At 34.1% G+C, this 18,580-nt stretch carries 18 protein-coding genes and 2 tRNA genes; 12 read left to right on the forward strand and 8 right to left on the reverse strand.

The genetic code is table 11. The features are described 5' to 3' along the window. Positions 1–60 precede the first annotated feature (60 nt). Genes BWZ20_RS10845 through BWZ20_RS10855 form a run of 3 tightly spaced genes read right to left on the reverse strand, consistent with a single transcriptional unit; the run spans position 61 to position 1,907 of the window. The gene (locus BWZ20_RS10845; RefSeq protein WP_076619926.1) at positions 61–411 is read right to left on the reverse strand and encodes a phage holin family protein; all 351 of its coding nucleotides are present in this window, start codon (positions 409–411) and stop codon (positions 61–63) included. A gap of 21 nt (positions 412–432) precedes the next feature. Further along, the gene (locus BWZ20_RS10850; RefSeq protein ID WP_076619927.1) at positions 433–1,197 is read right to left on the reverse strand and encodes an alpha/beta fold hydrolase; all 765 of its coding nucleotides are present in this window, start codon (positions 1,195–1,197) and stop codon (positions 433–435) included. Beyond that, a complete protein-coding gene (locus tag BWZ20_RS10855) occupies positions 1,194–1,907 on the reverse strand; it encodes a pyridoxine 5'-phosphate synthase (protein ID WP_076619929.1) in 714 nt (237 codons plus the stop codon). The genes BWZ20_RS10850 and BWZ20_RS10855 overlap by 4 nt, the downstream gene beginning before the upstream one ends. Positions 1,908–1,998: 91 nt before the next feature. Here BWZ20_RS10855 and BWZ20_RS10860 point away from each other — a divergent pair, with 91 nt between their 5' ends. The 8 genes from BWZ20_RS10860 to murI all read left to right on the forward strand — a co-directional run bounded on the left by BWZ20_RS10860 (position 1,999) and on the right by murI (position 10,298). Continuing rightward, a complete protein-coding gene (locus BWZ20_RS10860; RefSeq protein WP_076621335.1) occupies positions 1,999–2,655 on the forward strand; it encodes a CBS domain-containing protein in 657 nt (218 codons plus the stop codon). A gap of 2 nt (positions 2,656–2,657) precedes the next feature. Beyond that, positions 2,658–3,536 carry an NAD kinase gene (locus tag BWZ20_RS10865; RefSeq protein WP_076619931.1) on the forward strand — a complete coding sequence of 293 codons (879 nt, stop codon included), beginning with the start codon at positions 2,658–2,660 and terminating at the stop codon, positions 3,534–3,536. Positions 3,537–3,648: 112 nt separating this feature from the next. Beyond that, entirely contained in the window at positions 3,649–4,338 is a 690-nt protein-coding gene (locus BWZ20_RS10870; protein WP_076619933.1) for a DUF6089 family protein, read from the forward strand. Position 4,339: 1 nt separating this feature from the next. Beyond that, positions 4,340–5,083 carry an isoprenyl transferase gene (locus BWZ20_RS10875; RefSeq protein WP_076619935.1) on the forward strand — a complete coding sequence of 248 codons (744 nt, stop codon included), beginning with the start codon at positions 4,340–4,342 and terminating at the stop codon, positions 5,081–5,083. 10 nt (positions 5,084–5,093) lie between these two features. Continuing rightward, entirely contained in the window at positions 5,094–7,631 is a 2,538-nt protein-coding gene (bamA, locus tag BWZ20_RS10880; RefSeq protein ID WP_076619937.1) for an outer membrane protein assembly factor BamA, read from the forward strand. A 153-nt stretch (positions 7,632–7,784) separates the two neighbouring features. Next, a complete protein-coding gene (locus BWZ20_RS10885) occupies positions 7,785–8,873 on the forward strand; it encodes an OmpH family outer membrane protein (protein WP_317041676.1) in 1,089 nt (362 codons plus the stop codon). 32 nt (positions 8,874–8,905) lie between these two features. Beyond that, a complete protein-coding gene (locus BWZ20_RS10890) occupies positions 8,906–9,454 on the forward strand; it encodes an OmpH family outer membrane protein (RefSeq protein WP_076619941.1) in 549 nt (182 codons plus the stop codon). Positions 9,455–9,518: 64 nt separating this feature from the next. Continuing rightward, positions 9,519–10,298 carry a glutamate racemase gene (gene murI, locus BWZ20_RS10895; protein WP_076619943.1) on the forward strand — a complete coding sequence of 260 codons (780 nt, stop codon included), beginning with the start codon at positions 9,519–9,521 and terminating at the stop codon, positions 10,296–10,298. Positions 10,299–10,304: 6 nt separating this feature from the next. On the opposite strand, the gene BWZ20_RS10900 is transcribed toward murI, so the two are convergent. Both BWZ20_RS10900 and BWZ20_RS10905 read right to left on the reverse strand, forming a co-directional pair. Further along, positions 10,305–10,823 (reverse strand): gamma carbonic anhydrase family protein, encoded by a 519-nt coding sequence (locus tag BWZ20_RS10900; protein ID WP_076619945.1) that lies wholly within the window; start codon positions 10,821–10,823, stop codon positions 10,305–10,307. A 26-nt stretch (positions 10,824–10,849) separates the two neighbouring features. Further along, positions 10,850–11,383, reverse strand: a complete 534-nt coding sequence (locus BWZ20_RS10905) for an RNA methyltransferase (protein ID WP_076619947.1) — start codon at positions 11,381–11,383, stop codon at positions 10,850–10,852. Positions 11,384–11,493: 110 nt separating this feature from the next. Between BWZ20_RS10905 and mutS the strand changes: the two genes are divergently transcribed. The 4 genes from mutS to BWZ20_RS10925 all read left to right on the forward strand — a co-directional run bounded on the left by mutS (position 11,494) and on the right by BWZ20_RS10925 (position 15,143). Further along, entirely contained in the window at positions 11,494–14,106 is a 2,613-nt protein-coding gene (gene mutS / locus BWZ20_RS10910; RefSeq protein ID WP_076621336.1) for a DNA mismatch repair protein MutS, read from the forward strand. A 94-nt stretch (positions 14,107–14,200) separates the two neighbouring features. After that, positions 14,201–14,275: transfer RNA gene (locus BWZ20_RS10915), tRNA-Gly, on the forward strand. Positions 14,276–14,316: 41 nt separating this feature from the next. Continuing rightward, positions 14,317–14,401 (forward strand) — tRNA-Leu (locus BWZ20_RS10920). Positions 14,402–14,756: 355 nt separating this feature from the next. Further along, positions 14,757–15,143, forward strand: coding sequence for a hypothetical protein (locus BWZ20_RS10925; RefSeq protein WP_076619949.1), 387 nt, complete (start codon positions 14,757–14,759; stop codon positions 15,141–15,143). Positions 15,144–15,255: 112 nt separating this feature from the next. Here BWZ20_RS10925 and cls read toward each other — a convergent pair whose 3' ends face one another. The 3 genes from cls to BWZ20_RS10940 all read right to left on the reverse strand — a co-directional run bounded on the left by cls (position 15,256) and on the right by BWZ20_RS10940 (position 18,567). Then, positions 15,256–16,695, reverse strand: coding sequence for a cardiolipin synthase (gene cls, locus BWZ20_RS10930; protein WP_232217099.1), 1,440 nt, complete (start codon positions 16,693–16,695; stop codon positions 15,256–15,258). A 177-nt stretch (positions 16,696–16,872) separates the two neighbouring features. Further along, entirely contained in the window at positions 16,873–17,505 is a 633-nt protein-coding gene (locus BWZ20_RS10935; protein WP_076619953.1) for an HdeD family acid-resistance protein, read from the reverse strand. Positions 17,506–17,544: 39 nt separating this feature from the next. Beyond that, complete coding sequence (locus BWZ20_RS10940; RefSeq protein WP_076621337.1) at positions 17,545–18,567, reverse strand: HAD family hydrolase; 1,023 nt, start codon at positions 18,565–18,567, stop codon at positions 17,545–17,547. Positions 18,568–18,580 lie beyond the last annotated feature (13 nt).

Here is an 18,580-nt window from a genome sequence, read left to right on the forward strand (position 1 = left end):
AATTGGGCTGCAAAAATACAACATTTTTCACAACCCTACAATAGTTTAAACGATTGACTTTTAGTCGGTTTTTTGCTCTTTAATAAGAGTGTGTAAGATAGATTGCAGAATGGATAATAGAATGCTAAAAAGTAAGGCTGTCCAAAAACTATTTACGGCAAATCCGTCAATTAATTTATCTGCCAAAAGAATTATTAATGCGTTAATGACCAAGAGAAATAACCCTAAGGTTAAAATGGTAACTGGTAAAGTGAATATTACTAAAATTGGTTTAACAAAAAGGTTAAGAATAGCCAATACAAGAGCAACGATAATTGCGCCAACATATCCGTTAACAGTGACACCGCTAAGGAGGTGTGCAATTATAAAAACAGCAAGGGCGTTTAATAATAGTCTTATTAAAAAAATCATATCATTAAGTTTTTAGTTCATTTAATATAAGAAATTAATGACAGCATCATAAAAATCTTCTGGATTTTCTGCATGCAGCCAATGACCAGCATTAGATATGGATACAATTGTAGAATATGGAAAATGACGATGAATAATAGCTTCATCTTGTTCTCCAATATATTCAGAGCGGTCCCCTTTTAGAAATAAGGTGTCTTTATTAAAGGTAGCATGTGTTGGCAATGCCTCTCCCACTTCTGAAACCTTTGCTTTTAAAACCGGTAAATTAATTCTTAAGGCCAGTTGTCCTTTTTCTACCCAGTATAAATTTTTAAGCAGAAACATACGAGTGCCAGCGTCTTTTACAAAATTGCTTAACGCCTTATCTGCTGCGCCTCGACTTTTAATTTCAGAAAAGTCTAAACTACTTAGGCCTTCTAAAATAGTGTCATGGTGAATGGGATAATAACGAGGAGAAATATCTGCAACTATAAGTTTACTTACTAGTTCAGGAAATAAAGTAGCAAAGCGCATGGCTGTTTTTCCTCCCATAGAATGGCCTAGTAAAACGATGTTGTTGAGGTTGTGTTCTTCACAATATGCCTTTAAATCTTCAGCCATCAATTCATAATCAAAATCTTCAGAATGAAAGCTACGACCATGGTTGCGCTGATCTACCAAATGAACTTGGTAGTTAGATTCTGAAAACTGTTTGGCTAGCGTTTTCCAGTTGTCTCCCATGCCTAAAAAGCCATGCAGAATTACAAATGGTTTCCCTTTGCCTATAATGTTAGAATGTAAAATCATTTTAGTTTGTCTAAATACATTGTAATAACATTTTTTGCGCCTAAATATAGGCTTTCAGAAATAAGTGCATGTCCTATAGAAACCTCTAAAAGGCCTGTGATATTTTCTTTAAAATATTTAATGTTGTCGAGCGATAAATCGTGGCCAGCATTTATACCAAGTCCCAGTGTATTTGCCAAACCAGCACATTCCATATAGGGTTTTATACCTTCTTTATTACCTATGCTAAATTGATGAGCGTAAGATTCCGTGTAGAGTTCAATCCTTTCCGTACCTGTTTCTTTGGCACCTTCAATTTGATGTAAATCTGGATCTACAAATATTGAAGTCCTAATGCCATTGTTTTTAAACTCTTTAATAACATCTATTAAAAAATCTTTGTGTTTTATGGTGTCCCAGCCAGCATTAGACGTTATGGCATCTTCGGCATCTGGCACTAAAGTTACTTGAGTCGGTTTAACTTTTAAAACCATATCAATAAATTTAGGAATGGGATTGCCTTCTATATTAAATTCGGTAGTTACAATAGGCTTTAAATCGTATACGTCTTGGTAACGAATATGTCGTTCATCTGGTCTTGGGTGAACGGTTATGCCTTCGGCACCAAATCGTTGCGCATCTTTTGCAAATTGTACCACATTTGGTGTGTCTCCACCACGACTATTTCTTAGTGTTGCAATCTTATTAATGTTAACACTTAACTTTGTCATTTTCGTAATTTTTAAGCTACAAAAATACAGAACTCATCTTGGGTTTTTGTTGTTATTTTTGATTAATTTGCAAGATATTCAAACTAAAAACATGCAATTACAAGATTTTGTTATAAATGATATAAAACCACTTAATATCACTGATAAAATTGGTGATTTGCAAATGCTGTTTAATCAGCTAACATATTCACATGTGCCAATTCAAAATCAAGGTGTATATCTCGGTTGTATTTCAGAAACTGATGTACATTGTTTTGATAGTGCCGTGGCAATAAGTGATTGTAGTCATACTATAGAAGGGTTCTTTGTGAGATCTACAACAAATTGGCTCGATGTGCTTGAGGCGTTTGCTCAAAATGATTCTAACATTATGCCTGTTTTAGGTGAAAAAAACACATACTTGGGCTACTACGAGCTCAATGACATTATTCACCTTTTTAATGAAACACCTTTTTTTGCTGAACCTGGTGGTATACTTATTGTAGAAAAGGGAATCCATGATTATTCGTTTAGTGAAATAAGTCAGATTGTTGAGTCTAATGATGCAAAACTGCTTGGCGCATTTATATCTAAAATGAGTTCAGATTTAGTTCAAATTACCTTAAAAATCGGTAACTCGAGTCTTAACGATGTTATACAAACCTTTAGGCGCTATAGCTACAATATTATCTCAGGACACGAAGAAGATTCTTACATAGAGAGCTTAAAAGAGCGCTCAGAATATCTTGACAAATACCTAAACATGTAATGATGAAAATTGCAATCTATGGCCAGAATTATACTAAAGATTCAACACAGAGAGCATTCGAAATCTTAGTTGAGGTTTTATTAAAGCACGATGTTAAAATTTTAGTGGAACTAGGTTTTTTAAGTCAGCAGTCCTCAAAACTTCAGAGTAATTCTCAAATAAATACGTTTTCAGAATTAGATAAAAGTTATGATTTACTTATAAGTATAGGTGGCGACGGTACCATATTAAGAGCCATAACCTATGTAAGGGATTTGGGTATTCCTATTGTAGGTATAAACACAGGGAGGTTAGGTTTTTTAGCTACTGTACAAACAGACGAAATAGAGACTGCACTTGCCGAAATTTTTAATGGAGACTATAAAATATCTGAGCGTACCTTGTTAAGTGTTACTACCCAGCCAGAGAATGCTAGTATTGGTGAAACTAACTTTGCCCTCAATGAGATAGCCTTAAGTAGAAAGAATACCACATCTATGATTACTGTAGAAACACATCTTGATGGTGAGTATTTAACGTCGTACTGGGCAGACGGCCTAATATTGGCTACTCCAACAGGTTCAACCGGTTATTCTCTTAGTTGTGGTGGTCCTGTTATAACACCAGAGGCCAACAATTTTGCATTAACACCAATTGCGCCTCATAATTTAAGTGCAAGGCCTTTAATAATACCAGACAAAACAACGGTTAGTTTTAGAGTTGAAGGTAGGGAAGATCATTTTCTAATGTCTTTAGATTCTAGAATAGTTACACTGCCAAATACAACTACAGTAACTATAGAAAAAGCAAGCTTTGGGATTAAGATGGTTGAGCGTTTAGAGGAAACCTTTTTAGATACCCTAAGAAAAAAGTTACTTTGGGGCGAAGATAGACGCAATTAAGATCTTGTTTAGTACAATAAAAGCTTGTAAATACTGTTTATCTCTAAGACAATTTGTGTCAAGTTGTTATAGGCTAATCATAATTATTATATTTGCAAACTTTGAAAAATTTATGAGGTATTTATTCCTAATTATTACAAGCATAATTTTTACACAAAATACTAATGCTCAAATTTATGAAGTTGGTGTATTTGCTGGTGGTAGTAATTTTATTGGCGATGTAGGTGCCACTAACTATATTTCTCCAAACCAGGTTGCTATAGGTGGTATTTTTAAGTGGAATAGAAGCCCAAGACATTCATACAGAGTATCTGTAATATTTTCAGATTTAGAAGGTGTTGATGGTAAATCAGATGATCCTAGAAGAGTTCAAAGAGGATATAAGTTTAATACAAGTATTATAGAAATATCGGCTGGTATGGAGTTTACATTTTGGGATTTTGATTTACATACCACTGGGATAAAAGGAACACCCTATTTATACACAGGTATCTCCATGGCTAACCATGAGAATTATTTTTTTACTCAAGACGGTCAATATACATCAGAAGATACTAGGAGCTGGGCGTACGGTATACCCATGGTTTTAGGCTATAAAACTAATATTAGCAATCATTTGGTATTGGCAGCCGAAATAGGTGCTAGGTATACGTTTTCTGATGAGCTAGACGGAAGCGTACCTGACAGTGAGCTTAGAGAACAGCTAAGCTTTGGTAATACAAATAGCAACGATTGGTATGTGTTTTCAGGAATTACCTTAACTTACACCTTTGGTAGAAGACCTTGCTATTGCAATTTTTAAGATGAGTTTAAAAGACAAAGTAAATAAAGAAAAACTTCCTAACCATGTAGCGATTATCATGGATGGCAATGGTCGGTGGGCAAAGCAACAAGGCCTAATGCGCGTTATAGGTCATGAAAATGGAACTAAAGCAGTGAGGCAAACTGTAGAAGCAAGTGCTGAGTTGGGTATAAAGAATCTAACACTTTATGCTTTCTCTACAGAAAATTGGAACCGACCAAAACTAGAAGTACAAACCCTTATGAAGCTTTTGGTAAAATCATTAAAAAAAGAAATAAACACGCTGCAAGACAACAATATTAAACTATCAGCCATAGGGTGCCTTCAAGATTTACCAAAAAAGGCACATCAAGAGCTACTCGATGTTATAGAAAAAACAAAAAACAATACAAATATGACATTAACTCTAGCGCTAAGCTATGGTTCTCGCGAAGAAATTGTTAATGTTATTAAGGAATTATCTATTAAAGTTAAAAATAATATAATTTCTTCTGAAAGTATTGATGAATCAATTATAAATAAGCATCTTTACACGCAAAATTTACCAGATGTAGACTTGTTAATTCGTACTAGCGGAGAACAACGAATCAGTAATTTTTTACTGTGGCAAATTGCCTATGCTGAATTATATTTTACAGATATTTTATGGCCAGATTTTAACAAAGACCATTTGTACAATGCGCTTATAAATTATCAAAACAGAGAACGAAGATTTGGAAAAACAAGCGAACAACTTACCCCATAAAAAAGTATCAATGTCCCTTGCTAAATTAATTGGTGTTGTATTATTTTTTACAATGCCTTTTTTGGGTATCGCACAAGCCCAGGAAGGTGCCAAGTATTTAATTAAAGAAATTACGGTTACAGGAAATACAAACTTTAGTCCGCAAACTATAATTGCATACTCTAAGCTTAGAAAAGATGAAGAGATTCAAGTCGGAGGAGAAAAAATAGCAAATGCAGTAAAGACCTTATGGAAATCTAATCTATTCAGCAACATAGATATTTTTGTTACAGATATAGACGGAAAGACAGCTAATTTAGAAATCCGTCTTATGGATTTGCCAGAGCTAAAGGATTTAACCATAGAAGGTGTTAAAAAAGGTAAAAAAGATGAGATTATTACCGAAAATAAGCTGCAATCAGGTGTTAAGGTCACAGAAAATCTTATTGCAACTACCAGAAATTATTTAACCAACAAGTACAAGAAAAAGGGATTTTTAAATGCGAAGGTTAACATTCAAACATCAGAAGTTATAGATTCTGTTGAGAAAGAGCGTGTTAACATGAGGATTAAGATAGATAGAGGTCAGAAAGTGAAAATTAAAGACATCAATTTTATTGGTAACGAAAAACTCTCAGACAAAAAACTTAGAAAGGCTATGAAAAATACCAAGCGTAAAAGTCTTAGCCCATTAAGAATATTTAAACGTTCAAAATATATAGAAGAAGATTTTAGAGAAGACTTAACGAGTATTGTTGATAGTTACAAAGAGAAAGGGTATAGAGATGCCAGAATTATTTCAGACTCGCTCATCTACAACAATGACAAAACCGTAAGCTTAGATATTAAAGTAGAAGAGGGTGAAAAATATACTTTTGGTAAAATTGATTTTGTAGGAAACACCGTTTACAGCGATAGACAATTAGCACTTCTTTTAGGAATAAAAGAGGGCGACACCTATAATGGCGTAGAACTTAGAGAACGTATAGATAACCCAAACGATCCCGACGCCTTAAGTTTAGCAAACACATACCAAAATAGTGGTTATATGTTTTCAACTATAAATCCTGTTGAGGTCAGTGCAGAAGGTAATGTTATTGATATGGAAATTCGTATTTCCGAGGGCAAGCCAGCTTACTTTAATAATGTTACTGTAGTAGGAAACGATGTTACAAACGATCATGTTATATACAGAGAATTGAGAACCCGACCAGGCGAGTTGTACAGAAAATCCGAAATTATAAGAACCTTAAGAGAACTTGGGCAATTAGGTTTCTTTGATGCCCAGCAATTAGTTCCAAATATAAAAAATCCAAACCCAGTAGATGGTACCTTAGATATAGAGTACGAAGTTGCAGAGCAAGGGTCTAGCCAAATACAACTACAAGGTGGTTATGGTGGTGGTGGTTTTATAGGTACTTTAGGTTTGTCATTTAATAATTTTGCGATTAAAGATATTTTTAACAAAGACGCTTACAAACCAGTACCTAGAGGTGATGGCCAAAGTTTAGCATTGAGGCTTCAGGCTAGTCAGTTTTTTCAAACTTACAGTTTCTCGTTTAGTGAACCTTGGTTAGGTGGTAAAAAACCATTTCAGTTATCTAGTTCTATTTCTTACTCTAAACAGTTTTTGTTTAATCAACAAACTAGAAGAGCAGATAAAAGCAGAAGATTTAACATCCTTGGTTTAACGGTTGGAGTTTCAACCAGACTCAGTGAACCAGATGATTATTTTCTTTTATCGCAATCTATAAGTTATCAAAACTATGACTTAAAAAATTACAATACTGGTTTATTTACTTTCGGTGATGGTACATCCAATAACCTTTCTTACACAATAGGATTAAGTAGAAATAGTCTATTTAGTGATCCAATATTTCCAACAGGTGGTTCTAGTTTTACAGCCTCGGCTAAATTTTCTTTTCCATACTCTTTAGTCAATGGTGTAGATTATAAAGCCTTAAAAGATGAAAGAGATGCGCTAGACCCAACAGATGCAGATGATTTTGCGCGTATCGGAGAAATAGATCAAGAACGTTTTAAGTGGTTAGAATTTTACAAAATAAAATTCAGAGCAGATTGGTATACAGCTTTAACCAAAAAACTGGTTCTAAGGCCAAGTGTAGAGTTTGGTTTCTTAGGCGCTTACAACAATGACAGAGGGGTTATTCCTTTTGAGCGTTTCTTTGTGGGAGGTGATGGTTTAGGAAATTTTGCACTAGATGGTAGAGAGATTATTCAGCTTCGTGGTTATCCAAATCAATCTCTGTCAACTACAGATGGTGGCTCAATTTACAATAAATTCTCGTTAGAGTTGCGCCATGCAATAACACTTGGTGCTCAAGCTAAAATTTATGCATTAGGATTTTTAGAGGGAGGGCAGTCTGTCAATAGTTTTAAGGATTTTAACCCTTTTAATGTAAGAAGATCTGCAGGTGTAGGCCTCAGGATTTTTATGCCTGCCTTTGGATTATTGGGTATAGATTTTGGACATGCTTTCGACGATCTACCAGATGGCACATCTCCAAGAAAATGGGAAACACACTTTATAATTGGACAACAATTTTAAGTTTGGCACGATATTTTCTAAATGCTAAATACCTATTTCATTATGGTGTTAAAATTTTTAAGGATATATTTCGTTAAATTTGAAGATTAGTAACACTAAAAAATGACGGAAAGATTGATAAGCAATTTAAAATGTCTCAAAACAAAAACAATCATGATGAAATTTAAAGTTCTTTTTTTATTGGCAGTTATAGGTCTAATGAGCTTTAGTAGTAATGCACAACGTGGTGTTAGAATAGGATATATAGATACAGAATATATTTTGCAAAATGTTCCAGAGTACCAAGAAGCATCCACACAATTAGACAAAAAAGTGCTTCAATGGAAAACTGAGATCGAAAAAAAACTTAGTGACATTGAGCAAAAAAAGAAAGAACTCGAAAACGAAAGCGTACTTCTAACCAAAGAGTTGTACGATGAGCGTATGGAAGATATTTCTTTTGAAGAAGCAGAAATTTTAGACTATCAACAAAAACGTTTCGGACCAAGCGGAGACCTTATGATTCAAAAACGACAGTTAATAGAACCAATACAAGACCAAATCTTCGCAGCAGTACAGCAAATAGCAGAGACTAAGAAGTTCGATTTTATTTTCGACAAATCTGCTGATGTTGTAATGCTTTATTCCGCAGAACGATATGATATTAGCGAACAAGTTTTAAGAACTATCACTAGGACATCTAAGCGAAATCAAGCAAAAAGCAAAAAGGAGCGCAAAGAGCTAGAAGAAGAAGAGGTCGTCCCTGAGGTAAGCGAAGAGAAAGATGAAAGACAGAAAGCTTTAGAAGAACGTAAGGCTGCTAGAGAAGCTGAATTAGCAGCAAAACGTGCAGAACGCGAAAAAGCATTAGAAGCCAGAAGAGTACGGCAAGACTCTATAAGAGCTGCAAAAAAACGCGAAGCCGACGAACGAAGACAAAAAATACTAGACGCTAGAAACAAAACCGAAGATGACGAAAAAACAACAGAAAACGATAGTATATCTACGGAAGAAAATGAAGCTAAAACTATAGTAGACAAAAAGCGAGATTCTACCACAATAAAAAAGGACTCTGTAAGTGCTAAAAAGCCACTCACAGCTGCTGAAATAAAAGCCAAAGACAGAGAACGTAGGAGAAAGGAATTAGAAGAACGCAAACAAAGAATATTAGAGCAAAGAAAAAAAGCGCGCGAAGAACGCGAAAAACAACTTAAAAGAAGAGATTCTATAGCTAAGGCTAAGAAAGAAGAAGGAAACAATTAATAATTATAACACACAAATACAATTTAGAAAAAATGAAATCAAAGATTCACGAACTCACTAAAATAAATAGATTTAACGTGAGTAAACATTTAAAATCATTATTATTTGCAACAGCACTTTTTATAGGAGCAACTAGTTTTATGTCGGCTCAAAGTAAAATTGCACATATTAATAAACAAGAGTTGATTAAAGCAATGCCTGCATATGCAGCAGCTCAAGCAGAAATAGAAAAATTGGGTAAAACCTACGAAGCTCAATTTCAAGACTCATTAAAAGAGATAGATAGTAAAGTAAAGCAATACAATGCTGAAGCAGCAGCACAAACTGAAGATGAGAATTTAAAGCGTATGAAAGAAGTTGAGGGTATGAAACAGTCATTAGCACAGTACCAACAACAAATGAATCAAGACCTGAGTAAAAAAGAATACGATTTATTAAAACCTATATTAGAAGAAGCTGACAAAGCAATACAGGCAGTTGCTAAAGCTCAAGGCTTTCAGTACGTATTAGATGCTGGTATGCTAATCGTAGCAGACGGTAAAGATTTAATGGCAGATGTAAAGGCTCATTTAAAAATATAATTAGTTTTTAAAATAAATTTTGAGAAAGTCGCTTTGTTAAAAGCGACTTTCTATTTTTGTAAGTATGAGTAATTATCCAATTGGTATTTTTGATTCTGGTGTTGGTGGTACTTCCATTTTTAAGGAAATACATGCCTTGCTCCCTAATGAAAATATAATCTACTTAGCAGATAGTAAAAATGCTCCTTATGGTAATAAAACTCAAGAAGAGATTAAGAGTCTTTCAATAAAGAATACAGAGCATCTGCTGGGCAAAAATTGTAAAATCATTGTGGTTGCATGTAATACAGCGACAACCAATGCCATATCCTATTTGCGAGCTAATTATGATGTTCCATTTATTGGCATTGAGCCTGCCATAAAACCAGCTGCTTTAAATACCAAAACCAACGCAGTGGGCATTTTAGCCACAAGAGGAACACTCAGCAGTCAACTCTTTCATAAAACTTCAGATTTGTATGCTAATGGCATAAAAGTGATAGAGCAGATAGGTGAGGGTATAGTGCCATTAATTGAATCAGGTAAGTTAAATTCAAGTGAAATGAAAGATCTGTTACAACTTTATTTAGAGCCAATGCTAAAGGCTAATATAGACTACCTGGTTTTAGGTTGTACGCATTATCCTTATTTAATACCAATGTTAGAAACAATGCTTCCTGAGGATGTGAAAATCATAGATTCTGGATTGGCAGTCGCCAAGCAAACAAAAGCAGTTTTGCAATCTCAAGATTTATTGAATTTAGATGGAGCAACGCCTTCAGTAAAACTATATTCTAATAGTAACGTTGAGGTCTTAAAATCGTTAGTAGATGGCAAGTTTGAAACCTCATTTTTAGATTTTTAAAGCTTATTACTCTTCTTTAAACCAGCTAGAATATTTCACGTAGTTATTTGCAATACGGTCAATTTCTCCAGAGATTAATTCCTCACTAATATCCTTTACTTTTTTAGCAGGTAAACCTGCATAGATACTACCAGATTCTACAATTGTGTTTTTGGTTACTACAGCACCAGCGGCAATGATACTATTGCTTTCAATAACGCAGTCATCCATTACAATGCTTCCCATTCCAATAAGTACGTTGTCGTGTATTTTGCATCCATGAACAATAGCGTTATGGCCAATAGAAACGTTATTGCCAATAGTAGTTGGCGATTTTTGATATGTTGCATGGATGACAGCACCATCTTGTATATTCACTTTATTTCCAATCTTTATATAATGTACATCACCTCTAACAACGGCATTGAACCAAATACTACATTGGCTTCCCATAGTAACTTCTCCAACAATAGTTGCGTTTTCGGCAACAAAACAATCTTCAGGGATTTGCGGATGTATATTTCTAACGGGTTTAATAATTGGCATAATTATAATTTTATGAATGAATAATTTTAAATCTTCTTCAATTTGCTAAAAACATCCCAAATAACCACACCAGTACTTACTGAGATGTTTAAAGAGTGTTTTGTGCCAAATTGTGGTATTTCTATAACTTCATCACTGGCAGTTACAACATCTTGTGCCACACCTCTAACTTCATTACCAAATACGAATGCGTATTTAGTATTAGGTTGAGGTTGAAATTTATCTAACATCGTAGCATGTTCAGCCTGTTCAATGGCACAGATTTTTACACCTTCATGTTTTAAATTGGTAACAACATCTATTGTGTTTTCTGCATATTCCCAATCAACAGTTTCGGTGCTTCCTAGAGCTGTTTTGCGAATATCGTTATGTGGAGGTTGAGCTGTAATGCCACAGAGGTAAATTTTTTCAATTAAAAAAGCATCACTCGTTCTAAAAACAGATCCAATATTATTCAAACTACGAATATTATCCAAAATGATAATTATTGGTGATTTTTTAGCGTCTTTAAATTCAGAAACATCGAGACGGTCTAATTCGCTATTTTTTAATTTGCGCATGTTGAAATGTTATGTGTTTTGTAAATAACTTATGCTTAAAAGACTTCATATAGTGAGGCTATTTGGCTACATTAGCAATCTTACAATTACAGCAAAAATACACATTTCTCTTGGCTAAAAAGGCAAAAAAAGAAACACCATTAATGAAGCAGTACAATGCTATTAAAGCAAAGTATCCTGATGCATTATTGCTGTTTAGAGTTGGAGATTTTTATGAAACCTTTGGTAGTGATGCTATAAAAGCATCAAAAATACTAGATATTATCTTAACCAAACGTGGTGCAGGTAGCGATAGCGAAACTGAATTGGCTGGTTTTCCGCATCATTCCTTAAATACCTATTTACCAAAGTTGGTAAAAGCAGGTGAGCGTGTGGCAATTTGCGATCAGCTTGAAGATCCTAAACAGACCAAAAAAATTGTTAAGCGCGGAGTTACAGAATTGGTAACGCCTGGCGTAGCATTAAATGATGATATTTTACACTCTAAGTCTAATAACTTTTTGTGTGCTGTTCATTTTGATAAAACCTACATCGGAATTTCGTTTTTAGACATCTCAACAGGTGAATTTTTAACCTCTCAAGGGGATGCAGAATATATAGATAAGTTACTTCAGAATTTTAATCCTAGTGAAGTGCTTATTTCAAAAAAATGCAGAAAGTCTTTCATTGAAACGTTTGGAAATGATTTTCATAATTTTTATCTCGAAGACTGGGTGTTTCAAGCAGATTATGCCAATGAAACATTAACCAAGCATTTTAATACTAAAACTTTAAAAGGGTTTGGCGTAGAAGATTTGTATGAAGGTATTATTGCTTCAGGAGTTGTGTTGCACTATTTGAGTGAAACAAGGCATAACAAGTTAGATCATATCGCAACCATTTCCAGAATTGCTACAGACGATTATGTTTGGATGGATAAATTCACCATTAGAAATTTAGAATTATACCATTCTACCAATGCCAATGCAGTAACCTTAATTAACGTTATTGACAAAACAATTTCGGCAATGGGAGGTCGTACCTTAAAACGTTGGTTAGCCTTGCCATTAAAGCATGCCGAAAAAATAAAACAACGCCATGAGGTTGTTAAGTATTTATTGGAGCATGATGTTGCGCTTCAAAAAATGCAAGGACACATAAAGCATATTGGAGATATAGAACGTCTTATTTCTAAGATTGCAACCACTAAGGTAAGTCCACGCGAAGTGATTCAGCTTAAAAATTCTTTGGAAGCAATTGTTCCTATTAAGTCTGTTGCAGAAAGTTGTGAAAATGAAGCCTTAAAAATTATTGGAAGTAGTCTTCATAATTGCGATTTACTACGCGAAAAAATAAAGCAAACGCTAAACGAAGAAGCTCCGGTTAATGTCTTAAAAGGGAATACTATTGCTGAAGGTTTTTCAGAAGAGCTTGATGAGCTTAGAGGTTTGTCAAAGTCAGGCAAGGACTATCTAGATCAAATGTTAGAGCGCGAGTGTGAGCATACAGGCATTCCGTCATTAAAAATAGCATCAAACAATGTGTTTGGCTATTACATTGAAGTTAGAAATACGCACAAAGATAAAGTGCCGCAAGAGTGGGTGCGAAAGCAAACATTGGTAAGTGCAGAGCGTTACATTACCGAAGAGTTAAAAGAATACGAAGCAAAAATATTAGGTGCCGAAGAGCGTATTTTAGCTATAGAGCAACAGTTGTTTGCGGAGTTGGTAAGCTGGATGCATCAATTTATCGTTCAGGTACAGCAAAATGCGCAATTAGTTGGTCAGTTAGATTGCCTTTGTGGCTTTGCGAGCTTGGCAAAGAGTAATAACTATTCTTATCCTCAAATTGATGACAGTTTTGAGCTAGATATTAAGGAAGGTCGTCATCCTGTTATAGAAAAACAATTACCATTAGGTGAAGCTTATATTGCAAATGATGTTTACCTCGATAGAGAATCGCAGCAAATTATAATGATTACTGGGCCAAACATGTCTGGTAAATCGGCAATTTTAAGACAAACGGCATTAATTGTATTACTAGCACAGATAGGAAGTTTTGTACCAGCAGCACAAGCCAGAATTGGACTTGTAGATAAGATTTTTACACGAGTAGGAGCGAGCGACAATATTTCTATGGGAGAATCTACGTTTATGGTAGAAATGAATGAAACAGCATCAATTCTCAACAATATTTCAGAACGAAGTTTGGTGCTGTTAGATGAAATTGGTCGTGGTACGAGTACCTATGATGGTATTTCTATCGCTTGGGCCATAAGTGAATATTTACATGAGCATCCTGCACGACCAAAAACATTATTTGCAACACATTACCACGAACTTAATGAAATGACAGAAACCTTTAACAGGATTAAAAACTTTAATGTAGCTGTTAAAGAATTAAAAGACAATGTACTTTTTGTTAGAAAACTAATTGAAGGAGGAAGCGAACATAGTTTTGGTATTCATGTTGCTAAAATGGCTGGTATGCCACAGCAGGTTATAAGCCGTGCAAATAAAATACTTTCTAAACTTGAAAAATCCCACTCAAGTGATGAGCTGACGGATAAAGTAAGATCTTTAAAAGACGATATGCAGCTAAGCTTCTTTAACTTAGATGACCCTCTTTTAGAAGAGATTAAAGACCAAATTTTACAAACAGATATAGATACGTTAACACCTGTAGAAGCCCTAATGAAGCTCAACGAGATTAAACGAATGCTCTTAAAGAAAAAGCAAGCATAGTTACGGTGTAATTTATTTAAAAAAAGTCTTTGCATTTATAAGATTTATTTTAAATTTGCATCCGCTTTTATAACAAAACAGTTCTTTAAAAAATGCGAAAGTAGCTCAGGGGTAGAGCATCACCTTGCCAAGGTGAGGGTCGCGGGTTCAAATCCCGTCTTTCGCTCCACAATAATATATACCAATTAAAGTTACAGCCCGTAACTTGATGCTGAAGTGGTGGAATTGGTAGACACGTTGGACTTAAAATCCAATGGCCATTATGGCCGTGCGGGTTCAAGTCCCGCCTTCAGTACAAAACCTCCTTTGTTTATTGACATTGGAGGTTTTTTGTTTTTATTAGGATCTAACTAAATTCTAGAACAACTTTATGTGTTGGTTTTACAATAGGTTTACGTAGTGTACAGATAGAGAAGCTTTAGCGCTTTGCTGAGGCTTTTGTTGCATTAATTTAATGAAAATCGGATTAATTGTTACTCAAATAATAGCCGCTTTTCTTTAATTTTTTAAGAATAAACGCATTTTCTGCCCTACTGCTAAGCGGTTTTTTTTAGCGCTATACATTACTATGGCACAGGTTTAATTCTTCAAAAAATAACAAAACAAAAGTTATTATTTATTTATATTTAGAATTTTAAAAAAGTTTAAACATGAGTATGTTCTATAATTATGATTTGGGTGGTGCGAAAATTTTTATTTTCGATGAATTTTTGGTAAACCAAATCGAAGAGGGTGAAACCGTAACACCAAAAGATAACGAGATTCTACGAAAAATTATTGACAGACATTTTAGTAATAAACCTGTTATTTATATATCTAACAGACATTTTTCGTATTCGGTAGATCCTTTGACTTATTTAACTACCTCAAAAATTCATAATTTATTGGCAATAGCTATTGTTACAGATAAACCTGTAGCACGCGATAATGCTCAATTTGAAAGCAACTTTTATTCTAAACCGTTTAAGATATTTGATACGCTGAGTCAAGCTATGGAATGGGTCCACAAAGTCATTCTCGAAGAATATGAAGGTTAATTTTGCACGTATACTAATTGACAAACCAAATTGGGTAATTAACTAAAATCTTAAAAATGTAATACTTAGTTTTGACCAGACTTTATTTTGTTACGGTATGTTATTTTAATGATTACATTAACGATGAGAACAGCCGAAAAACCTTTTCCATAAATTTAACGTAAACTGGTCTGTTGTTCCATTTTACTATTTCAAGTTGTATAGATTCTTGTAAATCTTCATAAAACTGATTGGACAATTGTTGTGCAATTATAGTATCGTAAGTAATAGCATTGATTTCAAAATTAAGATCAAAACTTCTAATATCTAAATTTGCGGTACCAACTACTGCGATTTCTTGATCGCACACTAAGGTTTTTGCATGTACAAAGCCTTTATTGTACTTATATATTTTTACACCTACTTCTAATAATTCTTGATAAAATGATTGAGAGGTAACATTTACAATAAATGAATCTGAAATACCTGGCACCAATAATGTTACTTTTACACCACTTAGAGCTGCAATTTTTATGGCATTAATGAACGAACTGTTAGGTATAAAATAAGGCGTAGTAATTAAGAGTTCTTTTTTTGCTAGCAAAATGGTTTGTACAAGAGAGTACATTATATTAGGATGGTCCGAATCTGGACCGCTAGCTACAATTTGTACGAGGTCGTTTCCATATTTTTTTTCTTCTTTAACAATAGGGAAGTAGTCTTGGGAAAATGCTATATTTTGTTTTGAACAAAAATTCCAGTCTGTTAAAAAAGTAAATTGTAAGTTCAAAACGGAGGTGCCTACTATTTTTAAATGTGTATCTCTCCAAAAGAGTTTGTTTTTTGACGTGTTTATGTATTTGTCAGAAACGTTTATGCCACCCACAAAGCCTGTTGTTCCATCAATAACAATAATTTTTCTATGATTTCTGTAGTTAAGTCTATTGGCAAAATGGATGAAATTAATTTTGTAAAATGGGAAGGCTTCCACACCTGCTTTCTGTAGTTTTTTTACAAAATTAGAGCGTATATTTTTACTGCCTAGGTCATCATAAATAAATCTAACCTTCACACCTTCTTGGGCCTTGGCAATTAATAATTCTGCAATCTCGTTTCCAATGGTATCATTTTCATATATATAATATTCTATATGAATATGGTGTTTTGCGGCTTTTAGACTATCAATTATTGCAGGAAATTTATTTTCGCCATTAATATAAAGTTGAACAGTATTATTATCTGAGCTAAAACTTTTGTCTTTAAGTAGGTTCAACATCGGATAAAAATTGCCCAACGTGTCCTTATGTTTTGCTAAGACCTTTTGAGAGTGTAACTGCTTTCTTTCGTTAATTTCAGGAAAGGCTTTTTCATCTATAAGAATCTTCTTTTGGTATAATTTTTTCTTTCTATAATTTAACCCTACGCTTAGATAAAAAATAATACCTACTACAGGAAATGAAATCACTAAAAGAAGGTAGGCAAGCCCTTTGCTTGGCGTAGTGGTATTAATAATAATTCTAATGCAAACAATGAGCAGTATAAGAATGTAAATTATGAAAATGTATAAAGGCAAATGTTCTTTAATTTTAGTGAGGCTGAATTCTAAGTTAAAAAGAGAATGTTTTATCTCTATTAATTTATTTCAGATTCTATTTATAGTTGAAAATTATCTGATAGGATTCTTAAACAAGCATAGAGTGACAGTTTTTTTAGCCTTTTCAGACAGCCTTTTTATGTGTAACTTATAAATTTAATGCAGCTCTTTTTTAATAGCTGCTTCTATTTCATCTAGTTTTAACTTTACTTCAGCAGAAACTTTATTCCAATTTTTATGAAGGCTTTTCATTTTAAATGCTAAGTAAGTATTAAATATACCACTAAATAAAAATCCCATGCCTGTCCATAGTACAAGCGTCATTCCTGCTAATGCAGGATTTCCAATTAAGATAAAAGAAAACACCATTCCTAAAGCTCCAATTATCATTAAGTTTTTCCATTCGCTTAGGCCATAATGTTTTAAATCCATAGAGGTGCCAAGAGCCCAAAATGAACGAAACAATATAGCGAAACCAACATAAAGCGATAAGCTTAATATTGAAACTGCAGGATTTGAAAGCAGCATAATTCCTATTACACTGTTTATAACACCCAAAAATAGAGTCCAGTTCCAATTTTCAATTTCTTTACGATTCATAATTGAAAAGAGTATTTCTAAAACGCCATTAAACAGAAAGGAAATACTAAAAATGATACTTAAAGCCAAAAACGAATTTTCTGGATTTATAAGCGTCCAAATTCCTGTGATAATCAATGAAATACCAATAATAAGTACGAGATACCAGTATTTAACGGATTCTTTTACTTTTTTAAAAAATAGATTCATGGTTTGTGTGCAAGTTTAATTGTTCTATGGTTTGGTGACTTACTTTTCAAAAGGAAAAATAATGTTCCAGTCGTTTTTCATATTGGCAATGGTCCAATTTTTTGCCATGGCTTCGTCAAGTCCTTTGTTAAGTTCACCAATTGGTGAATCCCTATCGTAAGCCCATTCTCTTGTTTCATCTGTATGGTGTACATATAACTTAAGACTTGGATGGGTGTTAGCATCTGTATAGTGTAACATTTCTAAATCACCATCAGAATTTCCAGCCGCAAAAATGGGTTTTTTACCAATATGTCTATAAATTCCAATAGGTTTACCATCGCCTCTATCTGCTAATACCACACCAGGTAACCTTATCACAGAGGCTTTGCCATCTGTATTGTCATATTCAGCTTCAACTGTGCTACCAACAATACGGTGTGAAGGAATGCCATATGTTTCTGTTGCCCACGCGCGCATAAAATCAATATCCCCACCCGAAACGATAAAGTTTGTAAAGCCATTGGCTTCTAAATAGGTCATCAATTCAAGCATGGGTTGATAAACAACAGCATTATAGGGTTGATTAAAACGAGGGTGTTTTGCAGTGGCCATCCAAGTCTTTACGGCTGACTTAAAATCTTCCGCATCGATATTGGCATGACTCGCCATGGCTATTTTAAGAAGGCCTTCTTTTCCAGATTTTAAAACGCCCTCCATATCATCTTCTAAAACCGATTTAAAAGGTTCGGTAGTTTTCCATTCGGGATGCTCTGGTGCCAATACCTTAATTTGGTCTAATGCAAAAAATAACTGAAAATAAATAGGCTGTTCTGCCCAAAGCGTTCCATCATTGTCAAAAGTGGCAATACGGTCTTCTACAGGTACAAAGTCTTGCGTACCTTCGGTTGTTACTTTTTTCACAAAGGCTATAATCTCATCTTTTGTTTTACCGTCATTCCATGAAGGTAATGGATCTGAGATGCTGCTAGTTTCTTGTTCGGTAGTTGTAGTAGTGTTGTCTTGCTTACAACTATAGGTAAGAACAAACAAGCTTACTAATACGATAATTTGTTTTTTCATTTTTATAATTTTT

Origin of the sequence: Winogradskyella sp. J14-2, from assembly GCF_001971725.1 — a bacterium.
Classification (GTDB): Bacteria; Bacteroidota; Bacteroidia; order Flavobacteriales; family Flavobacteriaceae; genus Winogradskyella.

Coding starts and splice junctions, on each gene's coding strand:
- BWZ20_RS10845 (WP_076619926.1), bottom strand. CDS start 411: ATGATTTTTTTAATAAGACTATTATTAAACGCCCTTGCTGTTTTTATA.
- BWZ20_RS10850 (WP_076619927.1), bottom strand. CDS start 1,197: ATGATTTTACATTCTAACATTATAGGCAAAGGGAAACCATTTGTAATT.
- BWZ20_RS10855 (WP_076619929.1), bottom strand. CDS start 1,907: ATGACAAAGTTAAGTGTTAACATTAATAAGATTGCAACACTAAGAAAT.
- BWZ20_RS10860 (WP_076621335.1), top strand. CDS start 1,999: ATGCAATTACAAGATTTTGTTATAAATGATATAAAACCACTTAATATC.
- BWZ20_RS10865 (WP_076619931.1), top strand. CDS start 2,658: ATGAAAATTGCAATCTATGGCCAGAATTATACTAAAGATTCAACACAG.
- BWZ20_RS10870 (WP_076619933.1), top strand. CDS start 3,649: ATGAGGTATTTATTCCTAATTATTACAAGCATAATTTTTACACAAAAT.
- BWZ20_RS10875 (WP_076619935.1), top strand. CDS start 4,340: ATGAGTTTAAAAGACAAAGTAAATAAAGAAAAACTTCCTAACCATGTA.
- bamA (WP_076619937.1), top strand. CDS start 5,094: ATGTCCCTTGCTAAATTAATTGGTGTTGTATTATTTTTTACAATGCCT.
- BWZ20_RS10885 (WP_317041676.1), top strand. CDS start 7,785: ATGATGAAATTTAAAGTTCTTTTTTTATTGGCAGTTATAGGTCTAATG.
- BWZ20_RS10890 (WP_076619941.1), top strand. CDS start 8,906: ATGAAATCAAAGATTCACGAACTCACTAAAATAAATAGATTTAACGTG.
- murI (WP_076619943.1), top strand. CDS start 9,519: ATGAGTAATTATCCAATTGGTATTTTTGATTCTGGTGTTGGTGGTACT.
- BWZ20_RS10900 (WP_076619945.1), bottom strand. CDS start 10,823: ATGCCAATTATTAAACCCGTTAGAAATATACATCCGCAAATCCCTGAA.
- BWZ20_RS10905 (WP_076619947.1), bottom strand. CDS start 11,383: ATGCGCAAATTAAAAAATAGCGAATTAGACCGTCTCGATGTTTCTGAA.
- BWZ20_RS10925 (WP_076619949.1), top strand. CDS start 14,757: ATGAGTATGTTCTATAATTATGATTTGGGTGGTGCGAAAATTTTTATT.
- BWZ20_RS10935 (WP_076619953.1), bottom strand. CDS start 17,505: ATGAATCTATTTTTTAAAAAAGTAAAAGAATCCGTTAAATACTGGTAT.
- BWZ20_RS10940 (WP_076621337.1), bottom strand. CDS start 18,567: ATGAAAAAACAAATTATCGTATTAGTAAGCTTGTTTGTTCTTACCTAT.